Origin of the sequence: Pseudomonas sp. R15(2017), assembly GCF_002112685.1 — a bacterium.
GTDB classification, from domain to species: domain Bacteria; phylum Pseudomonadota; class Gammaproteobacteria; order Pseudomonadales; family Pseudomonadaceae; genus Aquipseudomonas; species Aquipseudomonas glycinae.
In genome coordinates, this window is record NZ_NEII01000004.1 from 326,235 (window position 1) to 349,351 (window position 23,117).

Annotated in this window: 20 protein-coding genes; 6 read left to right on the forward strand and 14 right to left on the reverse strand. The window is 60.9% G+C overall.

The features are described from left to right. Positions 1-113 precede the first annotated feature (113 nt). From CAF77_RS11210 to CAF77_RS11265, 12 genes are all read right to left on the reverse strand, one after another. A complete protein-coding gene (locus tag CAF77_RS11210; protein WP_064382718.1) occupies positions 114-992 on the reverse strand; it encodes a transporter substrate-binding domain-containing protein in 879 nt (292 codons plus the stop codon). After that, positions 989-1,786 carry an amino acid ABC transporter ATP-binding protein gene (locus tag CAF77_RS11215; RefSeq protein ID WP_064382717.1) on the reverse strand — a complete coding sequence of 266 codons (798 nt, stop codon included), beginning with the start codon at positions 1,784-1,786 and terminating at the stop codon, positions 989-991. Before CAF77_RS11215 ends, CAF77_RS11210 begins: the two co-directional genes overlap by 4 nt. Then, entirely contained in the window at positions 1,783-2,442 is a 660-nt protein-coding gene (locus tag CAF77_RS11220) for an amino acid ABC transporter permease (RefSeq protein ID WP_041475107.1), read from the reverse strand. Before CAF77_RS11220 ends, CAF77_RS11215 begins: the two co-directional genes overlap by 4 nt. Continuing rightward, positions 2,423-3,088 carry an amino acid ABC transporter permease gene (locus CAF77_RS11225; protein ID WP_007918712.1) on the reverse strand — a complete coding sequence of 222 codons (666 nt, stop codon included), beginning with the start codon at positions 3,086-3,088 and terminating at the stop codon, positions 2,423-2,425. The genes CAF77_RS11220 and CAF77_RS11225 overlap by 20 nt, the downstream gene beginning before the upstream one ends. 651 nt (positions 3,089-3,739) lie before the next feature. Continuing rightward, entirely contained in the window at positions 3,740-4,537 is a 798-nt protein-coding gene (locus CAF77_RS11230; RefSeq protein WP_064382716.1) for a MetQ/NlpA family ABC transporter substrate-binding protein, read from the reverse strand. 164 nt (positions 4,538-4,701) lie between these two features. Next, complete coding sequence (locus CAF77_RS11235; protein ID WP_011331929.1) at positions 4,702-5,634, reverse strand: sigma 54-interacting transcriptional regulator; 933 nt, start codon at positions 5,632-5,634, stop codon at positions 4,702-4,704. A gap of 56 nt (positions 5,635-5,690) precedes the next feature. Then, on the reverse strand, positions 5,691-6,272 hold the full coding sequence (locus tag CAF77_RS11240; protein WP_007952774.1) for an alpha/beta hydrolase: 582 nt from the start codon (positions 6,270-6,272) through the stop codon (positions 5,691-5,693). Between the two features lie 168 nt (positions 6,273-6,440). Continuing rightward, positions 6,441-6,842 (reverse strand): biopolymer transporter ExbD, encoded by a 402-nt coding sequence (locus CAF77_RS11245; RefSeq protein ID WP_003220570.1) that lies wholly within the window; start codon positions 6,840-6,842, stop codon positions 6,441-6,443. A 1-nt stretch (position 6,843) separates the two neighbouring features. Then, positions 6,844-7,569 carry a MotA/TolQ/ExbB proton channel family protein gene (locus CAF77_RS11250; protein WP_011331927.1) on the reverse strand — a complete coding sequence of 242 codons (726 nt, stop codon included), beginning with the start codon at positions 7,567-7,569 and terminating at the stop codon, positions 6,844-6,846. A 45-nt stretch (positions 7,570-7,614) separates the two neighbouring features. After that, positions 7,615-8,427: an energy transducer TonB gene (locus CAF77_RS11255; protein WP_064382715.1), complete on the reverse strand. Its 813-nt coding sequence runs from the start codon at positions 8,425-8,427 to the stop codon at positions 7,615-7,617. 380 nt (positions 8,428-8,807) lie between these two features. Next, the gene (locus tag CAF77_RS11260; RefSeq protein ID WP_064382714.1) at positions 8,808-10,151 is read right to left on the reverse strand and encodes an aryl-sulfate sulfotransferase; all 1,344 of its coding nucleotides are present in this window, start codon (positions 10,149-10,151) and stop codon (positions 8,808-8,810) included. Positions 10,152-10,174: 23 nt separating this feature from the next. Continuing rightward, the gene (locus tag CAF77_RS11265) at positions 10,175-12,535 is read right to left on the reverse strand and encodes a TonB-dependent receptor (RefSeq protein WP_064382713.1); all 2,361 of its coding nucleotides are present in this window, start codon (positions 12,533-12,535) and stop codon (positions 10,175-10,177) included. Positions 12,536-12,700: 165 nt separating this feature from the next. Here CAF77_RS11265 and CAF77_RS11270 point away from each other — a divergent pair, with 165 nt between their 5' ends. Together CAF77_RS11270 and CAF77_RS11275 are read left to right on the forward strand one after the other, a co-directional pair. Continuing rightward, a complete protein-coding gene (locus CAF77_RS11270; RefSeq protein WP_064382712.1) occupies positions 12,701-13,645 on the forward strand; it encodes a LysR family transcriptional regulator in 945 nt (314 codons plus the stop codon). Positions 13,646-13,873: 228 nt separating this feature from the next. Further along, positions 13,874-15,484 carry an alkaline phosphatase family protein gene (locus tag CAF77_RS11275; RefSeq protein ID WP_064382711.1) on the forward strand — a complete coding sequence of 537 codons (1,611 nt, stop codon included), beginning with the start codon at positions 13,874-13,876 and terminating at the stop codon, positions 15,482-15,484. Positions 15,485-15,629: 145 nt separating this feature from the next. Here the strand turns inward: CAF77_RS11275 and CAF77_RS11280 are convergent, their stop codons facing one another. Then, positions 15,630-16,538: a TauD/TfdA family dioxygenase gene (locus tag CAF77_RS11280; RefSeq protein ID WP_064382710.1), complete on the reverse strand. Its 909-nt coding sequence runs from the start codon at positions 16,536-16,538 to the stop codon at positions 15,630-15,632. A 180-nt stretch (positions 16,539-16,718) separates the two neighbouring features. Between CAF77_RS11280 and CAF77_RS11285 the strand changes: the two genes are divergently transcribed. Then, positions 16,719-17,639: a LysR family transcriptional regulator gene (locus CAF77_RS11285; protein WP_085654488.1), complete on the forward strand. Its 921-nt coding sequence runs from the start codon at positions 16,719-16,721 to the stop codon at positions 17,637-17,639. A 39-nt stretch (positions 17,640-17,678) separates the two neighbouring features. Here the strand turns inward: CAF77_RS11285 and CAF77_RS11290 are convergent, their stop codons facing one another. After that, a complete protein-coding gene (locus CAF77_RS11290; protein ID WP_011331920.1) occupies positions 17,679-18,692 on the reverse strand; it encodes an ABC transporter substrate-binding protein in 1,014 nt (337 codons plus the stop codon). Between the two features lie 303 nt (positions 18,693-18,995). On the opposite strand from CAF77_RS11290, the gene CAF77_RS11295 reads away from it, so the two are divergent. From CAF77_RS11295 to CAF77_RS11305, 3 genes are read left to right on the forward strand one after another with little or no spacing between them, the layout of a single operon-like run. Further along, entirely contained in the window at positions 18,996-20,594 is a 1,599-nt protein-coding gene (locus CAF77_RS11295; protein WP_064382708.1) for an ABC transporter permease, read from the forward strand. Then, entirely contained in the window at positions 20,591-21,406 is an 816-nt protein-coding gene (locus tag CAF77_RS11300; protein WP_064382707.1) for an ABC transporter ATP-binding protein, read from the forward strand. The genes CAF77_RS11295 and CAF77_RS11300 overlap by 4 nt, the downstream gene beginning before the upstream one ends. A gap of 14 nt (positions 21,407-21,420) precedes the next feature. Continuing rightward, positions 21,421-23,031, forward strand: coding sequence for an arylsulfatase (locus CAF77_RS11305; protein WP_064382706.1), 1,611 nt, complete (start codon positions 21,421-21,423; stop codon positions 23,029-23,031). The last annotated feature ends 86 nt before the right edge of the window (positions 23,032-23,117 follow it).

Below are 23,117 nucleotides of genomic sequence, written 5' to 3' on the forward strand. Positions count from 1 at the left end.
TCGTTCCCACGCTCTGCGTGGGAATGCCTCTGGGGACGCTCCGCGTCCAGTGACGCGGAGCGTCACGGGCTGCATTCCCACGCGGAGCGTGGGAACGATCATCTATCAGGGAGTTAACCCTGCCACTTTCCGCCTTCGACAATCACGCTCTCAGGCTTGGTGTCATCGCTCAGCTCTTTACGCACATATTGGTCATACAGCTTGAGCAGATATTTCTCTTCCCCCAGCTTGGCCAATTCCGCATTCACCCAATCGCGCAATTCGATATTGCCCTTCTTCACCGCCGGTGCAATCGGCGCTTCGGCGCCAAGTTTTTCGTCCAGCACGCGGTAGCCCGGGTTTTGCTTGGCCCAGCTGAACAGCACCAGATTGTCCTGCGCGTAGGCATCGCCACGGCCGTTGGCCAGGGCTTGCAGGGACTCGGAGTTTTTCTCGAACTTCAGCAGTTTCCAGTCCGGGTGGTTCTTGGTCAGCCAGATATCGGCGGTGGTGCCAGTGGTGACGATGGTGGTGCGGGTTGCCAGATCATCGAGCTTTTTCACATCACTGCTCTGCGGCACCAGCGCCTGCACCGCGACCTTGAGGTTCGGGTTGGTGAATTCCACCGCTTCCTTGCGCTCCGGGGTCACGGTCATGTTAGCGAGGATCAGGTCGACCTTGTCGCTTTGCAGGAACGGAATGCGACTCGCCGGTTCCACGGCCACGAACTCGACCTTGTTTTCATCGCCCAGCAGATCCTTGGCGAATTGACGGCCGATGTCGGTATCGAAGCCGACGTAGCGCCCCGCTTCGTTGACGAAACCGAACGGCGGCTTGTCGGTGAATACGCCGACGATCAGCTTGTCGCGGGCCTTGATCTTGTCCAGGTAACCGGCCGGTGCGGTGCTTTCGCTGGCGACTTTGGGCTTGGCCGGTTCTTCGGTCTTGTTGCAGCCGGCCAGCAGCGCGAGGCTGATCAGCGGTAAAGCAAATAGAGCTTTGGCAGTTTTCATGGCAGTTCCAGTTCCTTGGTTTGAGACGTTGTGGGCGAAGTCGTTGAAGTCAGCGCTTCGACGTAGGAGAACTTCTCCAGGAACTGCTGCGCGCGTGCGGTTTGCGGGTTCGTAAAGAAAAGCTCGGGCGGGTTCTGTTCAAGAATGCGCCCGGCATCCATGAACACGATGCGATCGGCCACCGCGCGGGCGAAGGCCATCTCGTGGGTGACGATCAACAGGGTCATGCCTTCGCGGGCCAGACCCTGAATCACTTCCAGCACCTCCTTGACCATCTCCGGGTCAAGGGCGGCGGTGACTTCGTCGAAGAGCATGACCTGCGGGTTCATGCACAGCGAGCGGACGATGGCGATGCGTTGCTGCTGGCCGCCGGAGAGCTGGCGCGGGAAAGCGTCGCGCTTGTCCGCCAGGCCCACGCGCTCAAGCAACGCTTCAGCTTGTTGCTGTGCTTCGCGGCGTTCGCGCTTCTGCACCTTGAGCGGGCCGAGCAGCAAATTGTCGAGCACGCTCATGTGCGGAAACAGGTGATAGCTCTGGAACACCATGCCGATCTGCTGACGCACTTCGCGCCAGTCGGTGGCCTTGTCCAGCAATTCGCGACCGGCGAATTTCAGAGAGCCACTGTGGGCGGTTTCCAGACCGTTCAGGCAACGCAGCAGGGTGCTTTTGCCGCAGCCGCTGGGGCCGAGGATGACGATGACTTCGCCGGACTTCACCTGCAGGTCGATGCCCTTGAGCACCTGCTGTTCACCGAAGAATTTGTTGAAACCCTGAAACTCGATCAATGCGCTCATGCTTGCGTCCAGCGCCGCTCCAGCACGCGCGAAGCGGCCGACAGCGGGTAGCAGATGAAAAAGAAAAACAGGAACAGCGCGCCGTAGATCAGCACCGATTCGTAGGTGCGTTCGATGATCTGCTGGCCGACCTTGATCACATCCACCACGCCAATCAGCACCGCCAGGGAACTGGTCTTGATGATCCGCGTGTAGACGTTGATGGTCGGCGGCGTCATGCGCTTCAGCGCCTGGGGCAGCAGCACGTAACCGTAGAGTTGCGCCGCATTCAGGCCGATCGACAATCCCGCCTCACGTTGCCCGCGCGGCAACGAATGCAGCGCACCGCGCGCCACTTCGCCCACCTCACTGGCGCCCCACAACGACAGCACCAGCACCGCGCACCAGAAGCTCGGCAGGCTCAGGCCGAAGAAAATCGGCAGGCCGAAAAACAGCAGGTATAACCAGACCAGCACCGGGATCGCCCGGAACAGCTCCAGATAGATCCGCAGCAGCGCGTTCAGCCACCGTACGTTGAGCGTGCGCAGCACGCCGTAGAGCACGCCGCCGACGGTGCTGATGGCGATACTGAGGAACGAGATCGACAGGGTTTGCCCGGCGCCTTTGGCCAATTGCGGCAACGACACCCAGAGCAGTTCAAGACCCGAACTGGCCATGCTGGAGCCTCCTTTCCAGACGGCTCAACAGCAGCGACAGCGGCAGGAACAGCAGCACGCAGATCAGCGTCAGCACGGCGAGCATTTCGTAGGTCTTGTAGTAGAGCGCGATGTAGCTCTTGGTGGTGTAGAGAATCTCCGGCACCGCCACGGCCGAGACCACGGTGGTCTCCTTGAGCAGGAAAATGAAATTGGCGAACAGCGACGGCAGGCTGAGAATCCCGGCCTGCGGCAGGATCACGTAGCGCAGCAACTGGCCGTGGGACAAACCGATGGAGCGACCGGACTCAAGCTGCGCCTGGGGCACCGCATCGACGCCGGCGCGCAGCACTTCGGTGAGGTAGGCACCGCCGAGAAACGTCATGGTGATGATCGCCGCAGTGAAACCGGAAACCTTGATCCCCAGCGCCGGCAGCGCGAAGTAGACGAAAAACAGCTGGATCAGCAGCGGCGTGTTGCGCGCCAGCTCCACATAGAGCCCGACCAGTTTTTGCAGGTAAGGCGTGCGAAACACCAGAATCGTCGCATTGAGCAACGCCACCAGCAGCGAGGTGCCGATGGCGATCAAACCGACCTGCAGCGTCACACCCACGGCTTTGAGAAACGCCGGCAGGGTGCTGAGGATAAATGCGTAATCGAAGGTCATGAAACATCCTGACGCCGCTCGGTAAGCGACGGTGGTGCAGTCCATGGACAGCGGGTAACTGTCCGGCAGGCACCGACTTTAAAGGTATAAGAAAAAGAATTTAAATACCGTTAAAGCATATTGATATCACGCAAAAAACTATCCTGCGGGTTTGCCCCGACAGAATAAGAAGGCTATTTTTCCTTTCGCTGTAGGACGGATCTTTTTTTCATGAAAGCCCTCCAAGGACGAACAGCTTTTGGCCAGACTCCCCCGGCCAACCCCATAACAAGGAAGAGAACATGGACGTAAAAGTGCCGCAGCGACCGGACCCGCAGGATTTCGTGAAATGGCTGGTGGCTTTGCGCAGGGCGCTGAAAACCAGCGCTGCCTGAGATCAAGAGCCACCCTCACCCCAGCCCTCTCCCGGAGGGAGAGGGAGCCGACCGAGTTGTCTTTCGGCAGACACCGACCTGAAAAACCTCATCGATTATGGATTCGGTGACACACGATCAGGTCGGTGCATTTCTGAAATATCCCCCAATCAGTCCCCTCTCCCTCGGGGAGAGGGTTAGGGTGAGGGGTGCTTTTGAGGCACACACAAAAACGCCGATGACCATCACTGGCCATCGGCGTTTTCATACCTTGAAGGGGTTGTGTTGCTGCGTCAGATCAGAACGCCGGCAGTACCGCGCCGTTGTATTTCTTCTCGATGAACGCTTTGACTTCAGGGCTGGTCAGGGCAGCGGCCAATTTCTTGATGGCGTCGCTGTTCTTGTTGTCTTCACGGGCAACCAGGAAGTTCACGTAAGGCGAATCCGCACCTTCGATCACCAGGGCGTCCTTGGTCGGGTTCAGTTTGGCTTCCAGCGCGTAGTTGGTGTTGATCATGTCCAGGTCGACTTCTTTCAGAACGCGCGGCAGCAGGGCCGACTCCAGTTCCTTGAACTTGAAGTTGTGCGGGTTCTTGGCGATGTCTTTTGGAGTCGCCAGGGCGTTCTTCGGATTTTTCAGCTCGATCAGGCCAGCCTTCTGCAGCAGGATCAGAGCGCGACCGCTGTTGCTGCCTTCGTTCGGAATGGCGATGGTGGCGCCGTCCGGCAGTTCGGCCAGGGTCTTGTACTTGCTCGAGTAGCCACCGAACGGTTCAACGTGAACACCTTGCACGGTCACCAGGTACTTGGCCTTGTCATCCTTGTATTTGCCGGCGTTGAAGCTGTCCAGGTAAGGCTTGGTCTGGAAGTAGTTGGCGTCCAGACGCTTCTCGCCAACCTGTACGTTCGGCTGTACGTAGTCGGTGAAGACCTTGATTTCCAGATCCACGCCTTCTTTGGCGAGGGTCGGTTTGATCAGTTCGAGGATCTCGGCGTGCGGTACCGGCGTCGCAGCAACCACCAGTTTCTCGCCGGCCTGGGCCAGGGAAGCCGTCAGAGCAGCCGCCAATGCGGTAAACAACAGAACCTTTTTCATGCAGTGTCCTTATCGAAAATCGGTCGTCATCGACGACGGCATTAATACGTGTGCCAGCGATGTGCTACTGCTGACGTGAAGCGGACAATACCGGGATTTTTTATTCCCGGACAATAACGTTTATTCAGCTTCATATTCCATTTTGTTCATGTTGAACAAAATCGTTACAACGCCTCGCTCAGGCTCAACAGCCATTCTTTCAATGCCTTACGTTCGTCGACGGTGCCGTTGAGGCTCACGCTCGCCACCTGACGCTCGATCTGAACCTGCGGCCCAGACACCTCGGGCAGGTTCAGGTGCTCCGGCAGGATTTCGTCGCCGGTGCTCACCAGCAACGCAAAATGTATGACGTTTTCCAGCTCCCGGGTGTTGCCCGGCCAGCTGTGTTGTTCCAGCACCTGCTGCGCCGCTTCGCTGATCAAAGGCACCGGCAGATCCAGACGCTGGCTGTAGATGCCGAGGAAGTACTCGGCCAACGACAGAATGTCGCCAACCCGCGCGCGCAATGCCGGCAGTTCCAGATGCCCTTCGCTGAGATAGTGATAAAGCCGCTCGTGGAATTTCCCCGCCGCCACCGCTTGCGCCAGATCGATGCTGGTCGCCGCTACCAGGCGCACGTCCACCGGGCTTGGTTGATGCGCACCGACGCGGGTGACTTCGTGGTTTTCCAGTGCGGAAAGCAACTTGATCTGGATCGGCAACGGCAGGTCGCCGATCTCGTCCAGGTACAAGGTGCCACCGTTGGCTGAACCGAACCAACCGGCGCGGCTGCTGGCCGAACCGCTGTAGCTGCCGGCGGCATAACCGAACAATTCCGCATCGGCGTAGGTCGGGCTGATCGCGCCGCAATTGACCGAGACAAACAATCCGCTGCGATCACTGGCGCGATGGATATGGCGAGCGAGTAATTCCTTGCCGGTGCCGGTCTCGCCGCGAATCAACACCGAGATCGAGCGCGGTGCGAGCTGGGCCATTTCCTCGCGCAACTGGCGCGAGCGTGGATCGACGAACACCAGCGCCTTGGCGCGAATGCTCAGGGGACTTTTTTCCGCATCGGGAAAGGTCAGCAACGGCTGACCGAAGGTTTCAAGACTCATGGCAGACTCCCGCCCCAAATCGCCGGGAGACGGGGGCGTTGAAAAAATAAAAGTGATCAGGCACGGCGCCGGGCGTGGTGTTCCATGCGGTTTTGCAGGCGATACAGATAAGCGAATCCCTGCTCCCAGCGTTGATGCCCGGACTTCACGTTGATATGGCCGGCGCCGGCGAGAATCCCCGCCTCGGCGCCCCAGTTGCGCGCCAGTTCCAGCGCACGCGGCGCACTGACGGCGGCGTCGTTGTCGGAGCTGACGACCTGGCTCGGGAACGGCAGCAGATCGGTCGGGATCGGTGCGAAATTGCGCAGTGCCGGCACGCAGGCCGGGCGTTCGACGTCCGCCGGTGCGACCAGCAGCGCCCCGCGCACTTGACGCAAATGATGCAGCGGCGCGGTGGCAGCCCAGTGCGCCACGGTGATGCAGCCCAGGCTGTGCGCGATGAGGATCACCGGCGAGCTGTCGGCGGCAATCGCCTCGGCCAGCGCCGCGACCCAGTCTTCACGACGCGGCGTCAGCCAGTCGGCCTGCTCCACCCGCGCACTGTTGGGCAGGCTGTTCTGCCAGTGGGTTTGCCAATGATCTTCTGGCGATCCTTGCCAGCCCGGCACAATCAGATAACGGATTGATTCGTTGCGCATGGGGGAGCTCTCCTGCGTCGTGTCTGTTCCTGAACGAGTATAGGGACGGGATTTATATTCGTTAAGGAATAAGAAGCTATTTATTAATACCTGAAATGCATATTAAACAGCAGACAAAAAAGGGGCCGCACCCTGCCAAGGAGACGGCCCCGGAAAAACGTGAAACCCTTATCGTGCAGTGATCACCGACAGCTTGGTGATGCCCGCCCGCTCAATCGAAGCCATGGCTCGCGCCACTTCGCCGTAATTCACCCCGTCGTCGGCCTGCAATTGCACGCGCACTTCCGGGTCCTTGGCCTTGGCCGACTTGAGGTTGAACTCCAGCAGGTCCGGCTGGATTTCGTCCTTGTTGATAAACAGTTTTCCCGCACCGTCGATGCTCACCACCAACGGGTCTTTCTGCTCGACCGGCGCCACCGCTTCGGTCTTCGGCAGGTTGATCGGTATCGCGTTGGTCAAAAGCGGCGCGGTGACGATGAACACCACCAGCAGCACCAGCATCACGTCCACCAGCGGCGTCACGTTGATCTCGCTCAGCACCTCGTCGCTGTCTTGCGTGGAGAAGGCCATATCAGGACGCCTCCTTCACTTTTGTTGCATTGCCCTGGGCCGCAGCCTTGTGCGCGGTCGGGTGAATCAGCACGCGGAACGAGCTCTTTTGCGCCAGGCTGTAGAAGTCGTGGGCAAAGTCGTCCAGGTCCGCCGCCGTCAGTTTCAGACGACGCAAAAAGTAGTTGTAAACCAGCACCGCCGGCACCGCGACCGCGATCCCCACACCGGTGGCGACCAGCGCTGCACCGATCGGTCCTGCGACCGTTTCCAGGCTCGCCGAGCCTGCCGCGCTGATGCCTTTGAGCGCTTCCATGATTCCCCACACCGTGCCGAACAGACCAATGAACGGCGAGGTGCTGCCAATACTCGCGACCACCGCCAGACCGGTTTCCAGCGAACGGCGCTCGCGGACGATCTGCTGACGCAAGGCACGTTCGAGGCGATCCTGATGGTTGATCGCCTGGCTCAGGTCATTGGCCTGCGGCGCCTCGCCCACTTGGATCGCCGCATAACCGGCCTGTGCCACCCGCGCTGCTGCGCCGGGCTGGGTTTCGCTCAACTCGGCGGCGGAGTCCAGACTCGACGCCGCCCAGAAGCGCTTGTGAAATTTGCGGTCCTGCGCCTTCAACCGGCCGAACTGCACAGCCTTGAGCAATGCCAGGCCCCAGGTGGCGACAGAGAAGACCACCAGCAGCCAGATCACCGCGCTTTCGATGGATTCCAGTGGAGATGCCAGTAACGTCATGATGTGTTCCCTCGTGTAAACATTTCGCGCGAATTTGGTTTCGGTTTAGTGAATCTTGAAATCGATGGGTACGCTGACCCAGCCGTCCCGGGCGACATCACCCTGCTTGGCCGGCACGAAGCTCCAGCGCTTCACGGCGTCCAGCGCCGCGTCGTCGAGCTGTTGCCGGCCACTGCTTTTCTGAATCTGGATTTCGCCCGGTTTACCGCTGGCCAACACGTGTACCCGGAGCAACACCGTGCCTTCCCAACCGCGACGCTGGGCCAGCGACGGATATTCCGGCGCCGGGTTCTTCAGGTACGCGGCGTTGGCCGAGGCCGGCGTCACCGGAGCAGGCGCCGGTGGCGCAGGTGGCGCGGGCGCGGCGACCGGAGCGGCCGGTTGTGGCGGCGCCGGTGGTTGCTCGACCGCTTTCGGCGCCGGTTTCGGTACGGGTTTGGCGACCGGTTTCGGTTTGGGGATCGGCTTCGGTTTCGGTGGTGGCTTGGTGGCCAGTTCGTCTTCCACCGGCGGTGGTGGCTCGACCACTGGTGCCGGTGGCGGCGGTACAACCACAGGTGGTGCCGGTGGCGCCGGGCGCGAAAACTCGATGGTCATCGGTGGAATTTCCGGCGGCACGATCGGCAGCGCTGGCGTCGGATGCTGGTTGATCCAGTAGATCACCGCGCCATGCACCACCAGCGCCAGAACGCCGAGCAGAATCGTTTCCCGGCGGCTCAGAATGCCCTTGGGCGCGCGCTGCAAACGCAGCTGCCCCAACGGCACGCGATGGGGCCGGCCGAGATCGACCAACTCGCCGCTCGGCGCCTGGCGCCACAGCACCTCCTGTGCGCTGGCGGCGGTCTGGACATTGCCCATTGATTTACTCCCTGCGGTCTCTTTGCGTTTTTTCGCGTAGCCGATTCGCCGCTTGTTGAATCCCCCACGGCGTGATCGGTGGGTCAATCATTGGGCCAGCGGCTTATCTCCGAAAGTAATCTTTCATGTTATGAATAGACGCTTTCGGAATATGTGAAACGGTCATTTCCGCCATAGCCACGGCCTGCAAGGCTTTCAGCGATTCGCCAGAATCGACATGCTTTCCTGGCATAAAAAGTATTCATCCAAGGCATCGGATCTTGGAAACAAGCAAACAAAAAAGGCCGATGCACGTTTAATGCATCGGCCTTCGATAACTAAATTTCTTATTGCTTCACAAGCTCAACGGTCCTGGTTTCGACGGTGAACAATCTTGATAACTAACGACTGGCATTGGTCTGTTGCACGCCGATGGCCGGCGCAATCACTGCTGTCTCCGAACGCGGCGTGCCCGCCGGCACCCAGTCATAACTTACAGGAAGGGCTCGATAGACCCAGTTGCTGATCGCGTCACTGCCCGGTGCCTTGCCCAGATAAGGGCTGACGTATTCCCACACGTTTTCACCACTGGCCGTCACCTGGAAAAACCGCCCGTTCATGCCTTCGTCGATCAGCGTGTTGCCGTTAGGCAAGCGCCGCGCGCTGCTGATGAATGAGCTGTAGAACGCCCACCCCGGCTGCTTTGAATTGGCCGCGCTGTACTGCCAGACGATTTCATTTTTCACCGGGTCGATCTCCAGCACCCGCGAACCGGAAATCAGCCCCAGCGTGACGTTCGGGTAACCCGCCGAACCCTGGTTGTCGAACACCAGCAGATTGCCCGCGCCGGGCAGTCCGGCCGGGATGATGTGCGCGTCATGCTGGCCGACGAACTGGTCCACCGGGCGCGGGACTTTCTGCGCGGTTTTCGGACTGGCCAACGGCAGATTCGGCCCCAGACGCCAGACCACTTTGCCGCTGTGCTTGTCGATGATCGCGATGAAGTTGGCGTTGCGCGAATCGATCAGCAGGTTGTCCGGATTGAAGCGCTTGTCGCCGGCATCGAACCATTTGTTCGGCCCGACCAGGCTGAGGTTGTTGATGTGCAGGTAATCCGGATTTTCACTGGCACGAACCAGCTTCAACTGCTCGGCGGTGAAGCCGAATTCGTTCAAGTGATCCGACGCCAGCCACTGCCATTTCACCTCGCCGGCGGGGCTGACTTCGTAGATCGCATCGTCGATCACCTCGGGCACTTTGAAGCCTTTGACCTGGTGCACCTTGTTCGCCAGCACCACGGTGTTGCCGTTGCTCAGGCGACGCTGATCGTGATGCTGTTGCGCGGCGCCACCGGGGGCCTTGTCGCCCCACTGCCAGACGACTTTGCCATTCCAGTCCAGCTCGCCGACGCTCTGATTGCCGAGGCCATTGCCGGCGGAACCGAGCTTGCCCGGATCCTTTTCGCTCAGTTGCAGCAACACATGGCCGCACTCACCACCGACCAGTTGCGGGTCGATGATCGCCGAGGGAAAACCTGATTGCGGCCAGCTCTTCACTTCGTTGCCGTTCATGTCGATCAGGTGCGTCTGCTTGTCGGCACCGCTGAAGATCACATATTGATTGAAGGCCTTGGCCGGGTCGTAACGAGTGACGCCGGTGGGGTAGACGCTGGGCGCGGCGAGCGCCCCGGCACTGAGCACTGCGCCGGACAACAACACCGGAAAAGCGGTTTTGATGCGCAACATGATGCAGCTCCTTGAAGGATCGATCAGAAGTCGTAGCGACCGGTGACGCCGAGGGTGCGCGGCGTACCGAGCAGGCCTTCATAACCGCCGTTGCCGCCGGTCCACAGGGTCGTGTAGTAGGTTTTGTCGAAGGCGTTTTTCAGCCACAGCGAGATGTCCCACTGACCCTGGTTGAAATCGCCGCGCAGGCCGGTGGAGAGATTGACCACCGCGTAACTCGGGATCTGGCCGTAGTCGGAATCCTCGACCGTGCCCACCGCTTTGGAGCGGAACGCGTAGCTGCCGGTGACGTAAGGCTGCAGGCCGTTATCCAGATTCCATTCGTATTTGCCGTTGGCGTTGCCGATCCATTTCGAGGCGCCGACCACCTGATGACCGCTGAGGTCGCACGAGGCCGGAGCACCCGGTGCCTGGCTGACTTCAGGCGGGCACGGCGCGTCCTTGTACGAGAGGTAACTGACGTCGTTGTAGGAGCCGTTGAAGTTCAGCGTCAGGCCGCGCAGCGGGATCACGGTGCTTTCGAACTCCACGCCACGTGAGCGCACTGAACCGGCGTTGGTCAGGTATTGCACGCGGTTGACGTCGTCGTAGGCGTTGGTCTGGTAAGCGTTGACCTGGGTCCAGAACACGTTGGCATTGAGCTGCAAACGCCGATCCCACAACGTGCTCTTGAAGCCGAGTTCGGCGTTGTTGGCGCGCTCGGTGCCGATCAGCAACGAGTCGGCGCCGGCGGTCGGGGCCGAGCCGACCACAAGGTTGACCCCACCGGATTTTTCACCGTGAGACAACGTGGCGTAGCCGAGCAGATCATCGGTGAAGCGATAGCTGAGGTTGAGCAATCCGGACGGGCTGGAGCTGTACTGGTTCAGGTCGCCGGAATCGTAGGCGCCCGTGCGGCCGCGTCGCGCGGTGGCAGCGGCACCCGTGACAGCGGCGCCACCGACCGGCGCATCACGATTGACCCAGGCGTTCTTCTCTTCATAGGTGCCTCGCACCCCGGCGGTGAAATCCAGACGCGGGGTCAGGTGCCAGGTGCCTTGGGCGAACAACGCGAAACTGTCGGTCTTGATATGGCCACGGCCGACGCTGTTGACGTTGGCCAGCGCACCCCGTGGCGTGCCGTTCCAGATGTCTGCCTGGGGGCCGTAATAGGCGAAGGATTTGTTGTCCAGGTCCGAGCCGAAGTAGTAGGCGCCGAGGACGTAATCGAAGAACTCGCCCTTGGGCGATGCGAGGCGAAATTCCTGGGAGTACTGCTTGTCTTCCACCGACACCCCGGCGTTGTAGGTCGCCGGCACATTGAGGCCGTCGTCGTTGCGCGGGGTGAAATTCCAGAAGCGGTAGGAGCTGACCGAGGTCAGGGTGAAGTCGCTCGGCAGGGTCCAGTTGGCCTCCACCGAGGTGCCGCCCTGATGCACGGTGACGTGCTGGTCGTTGTCCAGATTGACCTTGCGGTGCGAGCCGTTGACCAGCGTCGCGCCGGCAGCGGCGGCGCGGGCCGAGTAGAGATTGACGCCATTGATGGTCGGCCCGGTGTTGTACAGCACACGGGTGCCGGCGCTGGAATCCTCTTCGTTGTAATCACCGATCCAGCGCAGGTTGAAATTCTCGTTGGGCTTGAACAGCAGTTGCGCCCGGAAGCCGTCGCGGGAACCGCCGTTCAGATCATGGCCGTTGAATTCGTTCTTGATGTCACCGTCGCTGCGGGTGCGATAGGCAGAGATGCGTCCGGCCAACTGATCGTTGAGCGGCCCGGAAAGCGTGCCCTTGGTCTGGAAATAGCCGTCCTCGCCGACCGACGTCTCGATGCTGCGCTCCGGGGTAAAACTCGGCGCGCGGGTGCTGATGTTGATCACCCCGGCGGTGGTGTTCTTGCCGAACAACGTCCCCTGCGGCCCGCGCAGGACTTCAAGTTGTTCGATGTCCATCAGGTCAAACACCGCCATCCCCGGACGGCCCAGATACACGTTGTCGATGTACAGCCCGACGCTGCCTTCCAGACCGTCACTGGCCGGGTTGTTACCCAGGCCCCGGATCGACACGCTGGACTGACGCGCATGCATGTAGGCGACGTTGACGCTGGGCACCAGTTGCTGCAGATCCTGGATTCGGTAGACCCGTTGCGTCTCCAGAGTCGTGCCGCTCACCACGCTCATGGGCGTCGGCACGTCCTGAGAACTTTCTTCTCGACGGCGGGTGGTGACGGTCACGGTTTCCAGTTGCGAAGTGGCGGTCGCGGTCTTGCCTGCCGGTGCCGGCACAGGGGTTTCCGATTCCGCAGCGTAGCCGTGGGTCCAACTGGCACTCCCCGCCAGCAACAGGGCCAGAGGCAGGCGTTTGAGCCGTCGTGGCGGCGGCGGTGAAGCGAGGTTCAACGGACTCATGGGACTGCTCCTGGTCAAAAAACACGCAGACATCTTCCGTGCCGCATATTCTTTTAAGTTATTTATTTATGTTTTTACAAAGATTTACTGCATAAGAGATTGCCTTTATAAGGAGTCGACCTAATGCATATCCAATGCATTTCCCGGATATTTTTTATGTGAAAAATGCATATCGACTTGCGCCAGCTACGTCACTTCATTGCCCTTGCCGAACAACGCAGCTTCGTCGCCGGCGCGCAGGCGGTGAACCTGTCGCAGTCGGCGTTCAGCCGCAGCATTCAGGCGCTGGAGCACAGCGTCGGTTGCCAGTTGGTGGATCGCGGACGCAAGGAATTACCGCCGACCAAACAGGGCCAGGTGCTGCTTGAACATGCGCGGCGCCTGGTCAGCGGTGCGCAGCAGATGGCCAACGAGATCAGCCAGTTCAACGGGCTGGAGGCTGGGGAGTTGCGCTTCGGTTGTGGCCCGGCGCCGGCAGCGGGATTGATCCCGCGAGCGATCGGCAGCTTCATCGGCCGCTACCCGAAAGCGCGAGTGCATTACCAGGTCGATGACTGGCAGAGCCTGAGCAAAAGACTGCTGAGCGAGGAGTTCGAATTCTTCGTTGCCGATACACGGCACTTCGAGGCAGATCCGGATTACCTGACCCACCGCTTGCGCCCGCGCAAATGGCATTTCTGCTGCCGCGCCGGGCATCCGCTGGGCGCATCGGATCGGGTCACGGCCGAGCAATTGATGAGTTATCCGCTGGCCGTGAGCATTCGTCCGCCAAACCTCCGCAAGGTCATCGTTGACCTCAGTGGCCGGCCGGATTTCGTCCCGAATGTGGAGTGCGAGAACAGCGCTAGCCTGCTCGGCGTGGTGTTGCGCTCCGATGCGATCGGTATCGTCGGCGCCTATTCGGATGCACTGCATCAGGCCCGGGGTGAGTTGGTCTGCTTGAAGATCGAAGGATTGGCGGATGATCTGGAGGAGCTTTATACCCGTTACGGAATTGTCAGCCGCGCCGGGTATCGTCTGTCACCGTTGGCCGAGGCGATGATCGAGCAGATCAAAGCGATTGATGCGGTGGATGAGGAGGTGTGTTCACTTGAGAATCTGGCTGTCTGAGGCACAGCTATCGCTGCGATGCGGCGACCCGACAAGCCAGCTCCCACAGGACCTGCGCCTGGCAAAAATAATGCGTTCACCCGGTACTTGTGGGAGCTGGCTTGCCAGCGATGACGTCAGTACAGGCGCCGATGCATTTGCTGCATATAAAGCATTCCCCGAATGCACTTGCCGAACACCCTCGCCGAAAGCGAAAAACCTCGCCTGTCTTTCTGACTGGTGAACCCCATGTCCAACCCGCAAAACCCTGTGCGCAACGTGCTTTACATCATGTGCGATCAACTGCGCCGCGATTACCTGTCCTGCTACGGCCACCCGCACCTGCACACCCCGAACATCGACCGCCTGGCCGCCGCCGGCGTGCGCTTCAGCCGCGCCTACACACAGGGCACGATCTGCGGGCCGTCGCGGATGTCGGCCTATACCGGGCGCTATGTCAGCAGCCATCAAGTGGCGTGGAACGCCGTGCCGCTGCCGCTGGAAGAACTGACCATCGGCGATTACCTGCGCCCCCACGGCATTCGTACCGCGCTGGTCGGCAAGACCCACGCCACGGCCAACGTGGACGCCTTGCAGCGGCTGGCGATCAACCCTGAAAGCGCCCAGGCCGAAGTGCTGAACGAAGTCGGCTTCGAACCCTACTTTCGCCACGACGGCATCTTCCCCGACGACCCGCTGTTCGATGACAAACGCGAATCCGCGCCCTACACCCATTACCTGCGCGAACAGGGTTTCGAGGGACGCAACCCCTGGCATGACTGGGCTAACGCGGCCGAAGGCGACAACGGAGAAATCCTCAGTGGCTGGAAAATGCGCAATGCCCATTTGCCCGCGCGAATTCCCGAGCAACATTCAGAGACTGTCTACACTACCAATCGAGCCATCGACTTCATCGGTGAGCAAGGTGAAAAACCGTGGTTTTTACACCTGTCCTATATCAAACCCCACTGGCCCTACATCGTACCGGCTCCGTACCACACCTTGTACAGTACGAAATCGATTCTCGACCCGGTACGTAATGCCTCTCCCAGCGACCACCCGGTCTATCAGGCCTTTCGCCAGCATGAGGAAAGCCTGAACTTCTCCAAAGATCCGGTACGACTGAACGTGATCCCGACGTACATGGGCCTGGTCAAACAGGTCGATGATCAGTTGGGGCGGCTGTTCGATTTCCTGCAAAGCAACGGCCGCTGGGAAGACACGCTGATCGTGTTCACCAGCGATCACGGCGACTTTCTGGGCGATCACTGGCTGGGCGAGAAGGAGTTTTTGCTGGAGCAGGCGGTGGGCGTGCCATTGATCGTGCGCGACCCGCGTGCGGCGGCGGATGTCACCCGGGGCACGGTGGACGAACGTCTGGCGGAAACCATCGACGGCGTGCCGACCTTTCTCGAAGCGCTGGGCGTGACGGGGGCGGAGCATCGCCTGGAAGGTCGCTCGTTGATTCCGCTGCTGCACGGTGAAAACCCTGACTGGCGCCGCTATGCGATCAGCGAATACGACTACGCCTTTCAGGCCCCGGCACGGGAGCGGCTGGGCCAGCCGATCGACCGCTGCCGCATGACCATGGTGCGCAGCGAGCGCTGGAAATACCTGGCGTACGACGGCTTCCGGCCGCAGCTTTTCGATCTGCTGAATGACCCGCAGGAGCTGCAGGATCTGGGCGCGGACCCGGCGTATGCGGCGGTGCGCGAGGAGCATGCGGGGTATCTGTTCGAGTGGGTGCGCGGGTTGAAGCGGCGCACGACCATCAGTCATCAGGAGATTGATTTGCGTGGGCAGCGGTTTCGTTATGGGGAGCCGGAGACCGAGAAGATGGTGCAGATCGGGGTTTGGTGACAGTGATCGCTCACCCCGCCGAGGCACTGATCGTTCCCACGCTCCGCGTGGGAATGCCTCAATGGACGCTCTGCGTCCGCTTTGGGACGCGGAGCGTCCCGGGCTGCATTCCCACGCAGAGCGTGGGAACGATCATCTTCTGCTCTTACTCGCGCCCTTTGATGGTCTGGCTACGCTGCCCATTCGCCCCGACCGGCACTTCACCCTTGAGCGTCACCCGACGCACCACACGATCCTGAGTGCCGTAATCATCAATCGCATAATGCTGAGTCGAGCGGTTATCCCAGATCGCCACGTCACCGGCCTTCCAGCGCCAGCGCACGACGTTCTCCTGACGGATCACATGACTTTGCAGCAAGCCGAACAGGTGCGCCGAATCGGCCTGGGAATAGCCCTTGATGCGTTTGACGAAATGCCCCAGCAGCAAGCTCTTTTCGCCGCTGATCGGGTGCACGCGGACCACCGGGTGCTCGGTTTCGTAGACGGTAGAGGTGAAGATCTTGCGATAGCGCTCAAGCTTCTCCGCCGACACGTCCGGCTTCACGGCGGCGTAGTCGTATTCGTTGCTGTGCACGGCCACCAGTTTGTCTGCCAGCTCACGCAATTCAGTCGGCAATTCGTTGTACGCGGTCGCGGTGTTCGCCCACAGCGTGTCGCCACCGAACGCCGGGGCCACCACGGAGCGCAGGATCGAGGCTTTCGGGTAGGCATCGACGAAGGTCACGTCGGTGTGCCACGAGTTGGCGCGCTGCCCTTCGGCGCCGTCCAGTTCCAGCAGATAACGGGTGCCCTCGCGGGACGGCACGGTCGGATGCGCCACGGGCTCGCCGAGCAGGTGCGCAAAGGCTTCCTGACGTTGATCGTCGAGCTGGGTCTGCTCGCGGAAGAACACGACCTTGTACTGGATCAGCGCCTGTTGAATGGCTTCAACCGTCGCGGCGTCCAGCTCACCGGACAGCTGCACGCCACGGATTTCGGCGCCGATACGGCCGGCCACCGGATAAATGTCCAGTGCGTGGACAGCGGGTTTTACAGCGAGTGCGGCATTGCTCATGGGTAGACCCTCATCGACTGCTTGCGGTTGGACGGCAGCGAAACAACGCTCTATCTATATTCCATTTACATCTAATAGATATTCACATGCTTCGTTGACGGAATAAGAGCTTGCATTTAAAACCTCAAGCAACCTCGTCGCAAATGCCTTCGAGCTATTTTTAGGATGCCGGAAAAGCATATGGATCTTCGCCAGTTGCGCTACTTCATCGCCCTCAACGAACACTGCAGTTTTGTCCGCGCGGCCGACGCCATGGGCATCACTCAACCGGCGTTCAGCCGCAGCATTCAAGGGCTGGAGCAGGAGTTCGGCTGCGTGCTGGTGGATCGCGGCAACAAGGATCTACGTCCGACACCAGAAGGTCAGGTGGTGCTGCAACACGCCCTGACCCTGGTGCAGGGCGCGGCATTGCTCAGCGCCGAAGTGACCCAGATGACCAAGCTCGATGCCGGCGAACTGCACTTCGGTTGCGGCCCGGCGCCGGCGGTGAAACTGGTGCCGGACGCGGTGGCGCAATTCATCAATGCGCACCCGAAAGTGCGCACCTGTTTTCAGGTGGATAACTGGGAAAAACTCAGCCGCGCCCTGAGCCGTGAGGAGATCGAATTCTTCATCGCCGACATCCGTCATTTCGAATCCGACCCGAACTTCCAGACCCAGCCGCTGACACCCAAGCGCGGGGTGTTTTTCTGCCGGCCGGGGCATCCGCTGCTGGCCAAGGAAAGCCTGTCGACCAACGACATGTTCGACTACCCGCTGGCGACCACGCTGATCCCGCCGGGCATTCGCAAACTGCTGGCGAATCTCAGCGGCCGGATCGATTTTTCACCGTCCATCGAGACCGAGCATTTTCCCGCGCTGGTGAAAGTGGTGCTGCAATCCAACGCGATTGGCGTCGGCACTGAAGAGGCGTTTGTCGAGGACATTGCGCAAGGCTCGCTGGCGCTGCTGCACTGGCGCAATCTGCCGCAGAATCTGGAGAGCATGAATGCGCGCTGCGGGATTGTGAGCCGCACGGGATTCCGGCTGTCACCGGCGGCGCGGGCGATGATCGAGACGCTGGTGGCGGTGGATAAACAGGCGATCAGCGTCGCGGTTTGAGGGTCATTCCCACGCTCTGCGCGGGAATGACCGCATGACTCAGAGCTTCGCAGCTGCCAGTTCAGGCGCCACCCACTCGTTCACCTTGAACGGCTTGCGAATCAGCTTCTGCTGCGCCGCCAGATCCACCTTGCCCTGCAGGTTTTCGAGGAACAGCGGATCCAGTGTCGAAGGGAAGACTTCGCTCAGGTTCTGATCCTTCAGATCCTGGGTGAGGATCACTGGTGGATAGCTCGCCAGCCCCGACACAAGCTGCACATAGGCGTCCTTGTTGCTGTCCTGCGTCAACCACTCCACCGCCTGCTGCTGCGCCTTGAGCAGCTTCGCCACGGCTTCCGGATGCCCGTCGACAAACTTGCCGGTGCCCACCAGCACCGACTGCACACTGCCGGCGCCACCGAGATCCTTGGTATTCAATGGCAGCTCAGCCAGTCCTTTGGCCTGCAATGCAGTCAGCCCGGAGCTGCCCCAAGACGCATCGATCTGCTTCGCCGCCAGCGCCGCTACCGCTGCGTTGAAATCGAGGTTGATCACCTTCACGTCCTTCTCGCTCAAACCGACGCTGGCCAGCGCCGCATCGAACGACAACTGGGTCGCAGTGCCCCGGAAGATCGCCACGCGCTTGCCTTTGAGATCCTGCAGCGTCTTGATCCCCGAACCCGGCACGACGCCGAGATATTGCTTCACCCCCCGGGCGCTGGCGCTGAGCAGTCGCGTGTCCAGACCGTTGGACTTGCCGATGATGGCCGCCAGATCTCCGAGATAGGCCAGGTCCACCTGACCGTTGGCGAATGCCTCGTTGATCACAGGCCCGGCGCCCTTGAAGAAACTCCACTGAATCTTGATGCCCTGATCGGCGAAGGCCTTTTCAAAGATCTGCTGATCGCGCAGCACGTCCACGATGCCCCCGCCGCTGTGTTGAGTACCCGCGCTCAGATCAGGCACGGCAATCCTGATTTCCTTGAGCTCGTCGGCCTGGGCAGAGAACGCCAGCAGACCCGCCAGTGCCGGCGCGGCAAACAGACTGATGACACGTTTGAAGGGAAGGTTCATGGGTGCGGCTCCTGATCACGGCGGGCATTGAGGAGCCGAAAGTAGGCGCAATCCGTATCAGCACTTAAATACTTAAAAAGCACATTTTTATAGCTTTTCACGCTAAGCCAGCAAAGTCGGGACATGCAGAGCCGTATGCATGGAGAGCATCGAAAATATTCTTCGAATGCATTGGATGCGCGCAGGGCTGGAGGCCTTAAATGGCGCTGCTTATCTCCAAAATGATTATTTTCTAACTCGCTTATAACTATTGTTTTTTAGCTAATTCCGCTGACTCGATCCAACCCGACAACGGAGGTCACCATGGCCCGTGAATCCCTGCTCAGCCTGCCACTGGCCGCACCGCCGTTGAAAAGCCGGCGTACCTGGCCAAGCCTGAGCCACCGCGTTTTACCCTGGATATTGCCGCTCGGACTGTTCGCCCTGTGGTGGCTGGCGGCGCGTAATCAATGGATGAGCGAACAGATCCTGCCGGCGCCGTCACTGGTGTGGAACAGCGCGATCGAGCTGTCCCAGGGCGAGTTGTGGAGTCACTTGTGGATCAGCCTGCAACGGCTGTTCTGGGGCTTGCTGGCGGGCGTTACCGCCGGCGCAGTACTTGGTGCGGCGCTGGGTTTCAGCCGTCGTCTCGAACGCCTGATCTTCCCGACCTTCGCCGGCCTGGCCCAGGTGCCGACGCTGGCGTGGATTCCGCTGTTCATGGTGTTTTTCGGCATCGGCGAAACGCTGAAACTGGTGGTGCTGGTCAAGGCCATCGTGGTGCCGGTGACCCTGCACACGCTGGTCGGCGTGCGCGATGCGCAACCCAAATTACGTGAAGCCGCCGCTGTTTTACGTTTGCCGCCACGTCTGTTGATCCGCCGACTGGTGCTGCCCGCCGCCCTCCCCGCATTCATGGCCGGCGTACGCTTGGCGCTCGCCGCTGGCTGGACTTCATTGCTTGCCGTCGAGCTGCTGGCCTCCAGCGAAGGCATCGGTTACTTGATGGTCTGGGCGCGTCAGTTGTTCATGCTCGACATCGTCTTTGTGTGCATCGTGGTGATCGGCCTGATCGGCGTGGCGATGGATCGCGGCATCGGTCTGCTGGACAAAAAACTGGTGCACTGGCCACATCCCGCCACGGCGGAGATTCGTCGCGGCCCGCGCTACGAAGGCTGGCAGCGCGTGCAGCCGTGGCTGCTGCCGCTGGCGCTGTTAGCGCTGTGGCAACTGGCGGTCGATCAGCAATGGATCGATGCCAACATTCTGGTCAGCCCGTGGGTGGTGCTTGAGGCGACGAAAAACGGATTGCTCGACGGCACGTTGATCGCGGGCATGGCCCTGAGCCTGGGCCGCACACTCGGTGGCTTGTTGATTGGCGGCGGCCTCGGCCTCGTGCTGGGTTTGTTGCTGGGTCTGTCGCGCACCAGCGAACGCGTACTCGGCCCGACCCTCGCCGCCCTGCGCCAGATCGCGATTTTCGCCTGGGTGCCGCTGCTCACCGCCTGGTTCGGTCTGGGCGAACTGGCGAAGTGGGTGTTCGTCGCCCTCGCCGCGTTCTTTCCGTTGTTTGTCGCGACCCAACGCAGCGTCGCCAACCTCTCACCGCAACTCAACGAAGCCGCGCAAGTGCTGCGCCTGAGCCTCGCCCAACGCCTGCGTCGACTGGTATTGCCGGGCGCCGCGCCGGGGATTTTCGCCGGCCTGCGCCTGAGCCTGATCTACGCCTGGCTCGGCACCATCGGCGCCGAATATTTCATGCCGTCCAACGGCGGCATCGGCAGCCAGATGATCGGCGCCCAACAACTGCTGCGCATGGACCTGATCATGGCCGGGATGCTGCTGGTCGGCCTCACCGGCGCCCTGCTCAACCTCATTGGCCAACGCCTGGAAATCCGCGCCACCCGCTGGAGACACGCATGAACGCACCGATTGTCAGCTTCAACCATGTAGGCAAATCCTTCGACGTCGACGGTTTCGAACTGGAGGCGATTCGCGAATTCAACCTCGACATCGCCGAGGGCGAATTCGTCGCCATCGTTGGCTCCAGCGGCTGCGGCAAATCCACCTTGCTGCGCTTGCTGGTGGGCCTCGATACGCAATTTCGCGGGCAGATCACTGTCGATGGCAAAGCCGTCAGCGGCATCGGCGGCGAGCGCGGCATCGTGTTTCAGGAGCACCGTTTGTTCCCGTGGCTGACGGTGGCCGACAACATCGGCCTGGGCCTGGTCAACGAGCCGCTGGGTGCTGCTGAAAAGCAGCAACGCATCAACGACTTCATCGAACTGGTGGGCCTGCGCGACTTCACCCGCGCCTACCCGCATCAACTCTCCGGCGGCATGGCCCAGCGCGTGGCGATTGCTCGCGGGCTGGTGGCGAGCCCACGAATCTTGCTGCTCGACGAACCCTTCGGCGCCCTCGATGCGCTGACCCGCCAGCAGATGCAGGACGAACTGCTGGCGATTCGCGAACGGGCAAAAATCACCACGATTCTGGTCACCCACGATGTCGAGGAAGCGATCTTTCTCGCCGACCGCGTGGTGGTGATGGAACCGCGCCCCGGCCGGATCAAACAGGTGGTGGACATCGCCCTGCCCCATCCGCGCCAACGCAGCAGTTTCGACTTCCATCAGCTGCGCGAAGAACTGCTGCACGAGCTGACCAGTGACGATCATTACCAACCGAGCGCACCGGTACAGATCCGCGATCTGCCGCTGTCGTTCATTGCCTGCTGAACAGGAGCCTGTCGATGCCACAACGTCCCAACTTTCTGGTGATTCTGGCCGATGACCTCGGCTTCTCCGACATCGGCGGGTTCGGCGGTGAAATCGCCACGCCGAACCTCGATGCCCTGGCCAACAATGGCCTGCGCCTGACCGATTTTCACACTGCACCAACCTGCTCGCCGACCCGCTCGATGCTGCTCACCGGCACCGATCACCACATCGCCGGCATCGGCACCATGGCTGAAACCCTGACCCCGGACCTGATCGGCAAACCGGGTTACGAAGGCTATCTCAACGACCGTGTCGTAGCGTTGCCGGAGTTGCTGCGCGAGGCCGGTTACCAGACCTTGATGAGCGGCAAATGGCACTTGGGCCTGACTGCCGAACTGGCGCCCCACGCCCGTGGTTTCGAGCGCTCGTTCTCGCTGCTGCCCGGCGCGGCCAACCACTACGGATTCGAACCGACCTACGATGAACACACGCCCGGCCTGCTGAAATCCACCCCGGCGCTGTACATCGAGGACGACAGGTTCATCGACGAATTGCCGAAGGATTTCTATTCCTCCGACGCGTTCGGCGACAAGCTGTTGCAGTACCTCAAGGAGCGTGACCAGAGCCGGCCGTTCTTCGCCTATCTGCCGTTTTCCGCGCCGCACTGGCCGTTGCAGGCGCCCGCCGACATCGTCGAAAAATACCGTGGCCGCTACGACGCAGGGCCGGAAGTGCTGCGCCTCGAGCGTCTGGAGAAACTCAAGTCGCTGGGATTGATCGAGCCGGATGTCGAACCGCATCCGCTGATCCAGCTGACCGCGCAATGGGACGCGCTGAGCGATGAACAAAAACGCATTTCCGCCCGGGCGATGGAGGTCTACGCGGCGATGGTCGAGCGTATGGACTGGAACATCGGGCGCGTCGTCGATTACCTGCGCCAGCAGGGCCAGCTCGACAACACCTTCATCCTGTTCATGTCCGACAACGGTGCCGAAGGCGCGCTGCTGGAAGCCTTCCCGAAATTCGGTCCGGAGCTGGTGACCTACCTGAGCCAGCACTACGACAACAGCCTCGACAACATCGGCCGCGCCAATTCCTACGTCTGGTACGGGCCGAACTGGGCGCAGGTAGCGACCGCGCCGTCACGCCTGTTCAAGGCGTTCACCACCGAGGGCGGAATTCGCGTTCCGGCGCTGCTGCATTATCCGCAGCTGCCGCTGAAGGGGCAGATCAGCCATGGTTTCGGCACGGTGATGGACATCACACCAACCATTCTCGATCTGGCCGGCGTGCGCCATCCCGGCAAGCAGTGGCACGGCAAACCGGTGGCGCCGTTGCGTGGTAAATCGTGGCTGGGTTTCCTGTCCGGCGAGACGGCGCAGGTGCATGACGAACACACCGTTACCGGTTGGGAACTGTTCGGGCGCCGGGCGATTCGGCAGGGGCAGTGGAAGGCGGTGTGGATCCCCGGCCCGGTGGGGCCGGCAACCTGGCAACTTTACGACCTGGGGAGTGATCCGGGGGAGATTCATGACCTGGCGTCGAGTCAGCCGCAGAAGCTTGAAGCGCTGATCGAGCATTGGCAGCGGTATGTGGAGGAGACCGGGGTGATTCTCAGTGAGTCGCCGTTTCAGCCGGATTGAGGGCAAGCTCAAAAGCCCCCTCATCGGAACGCCGCCCGCCCAGCCCTCCCGAAACGTCGGACCGCCCGGAGGGAGAGGGAGCTGAC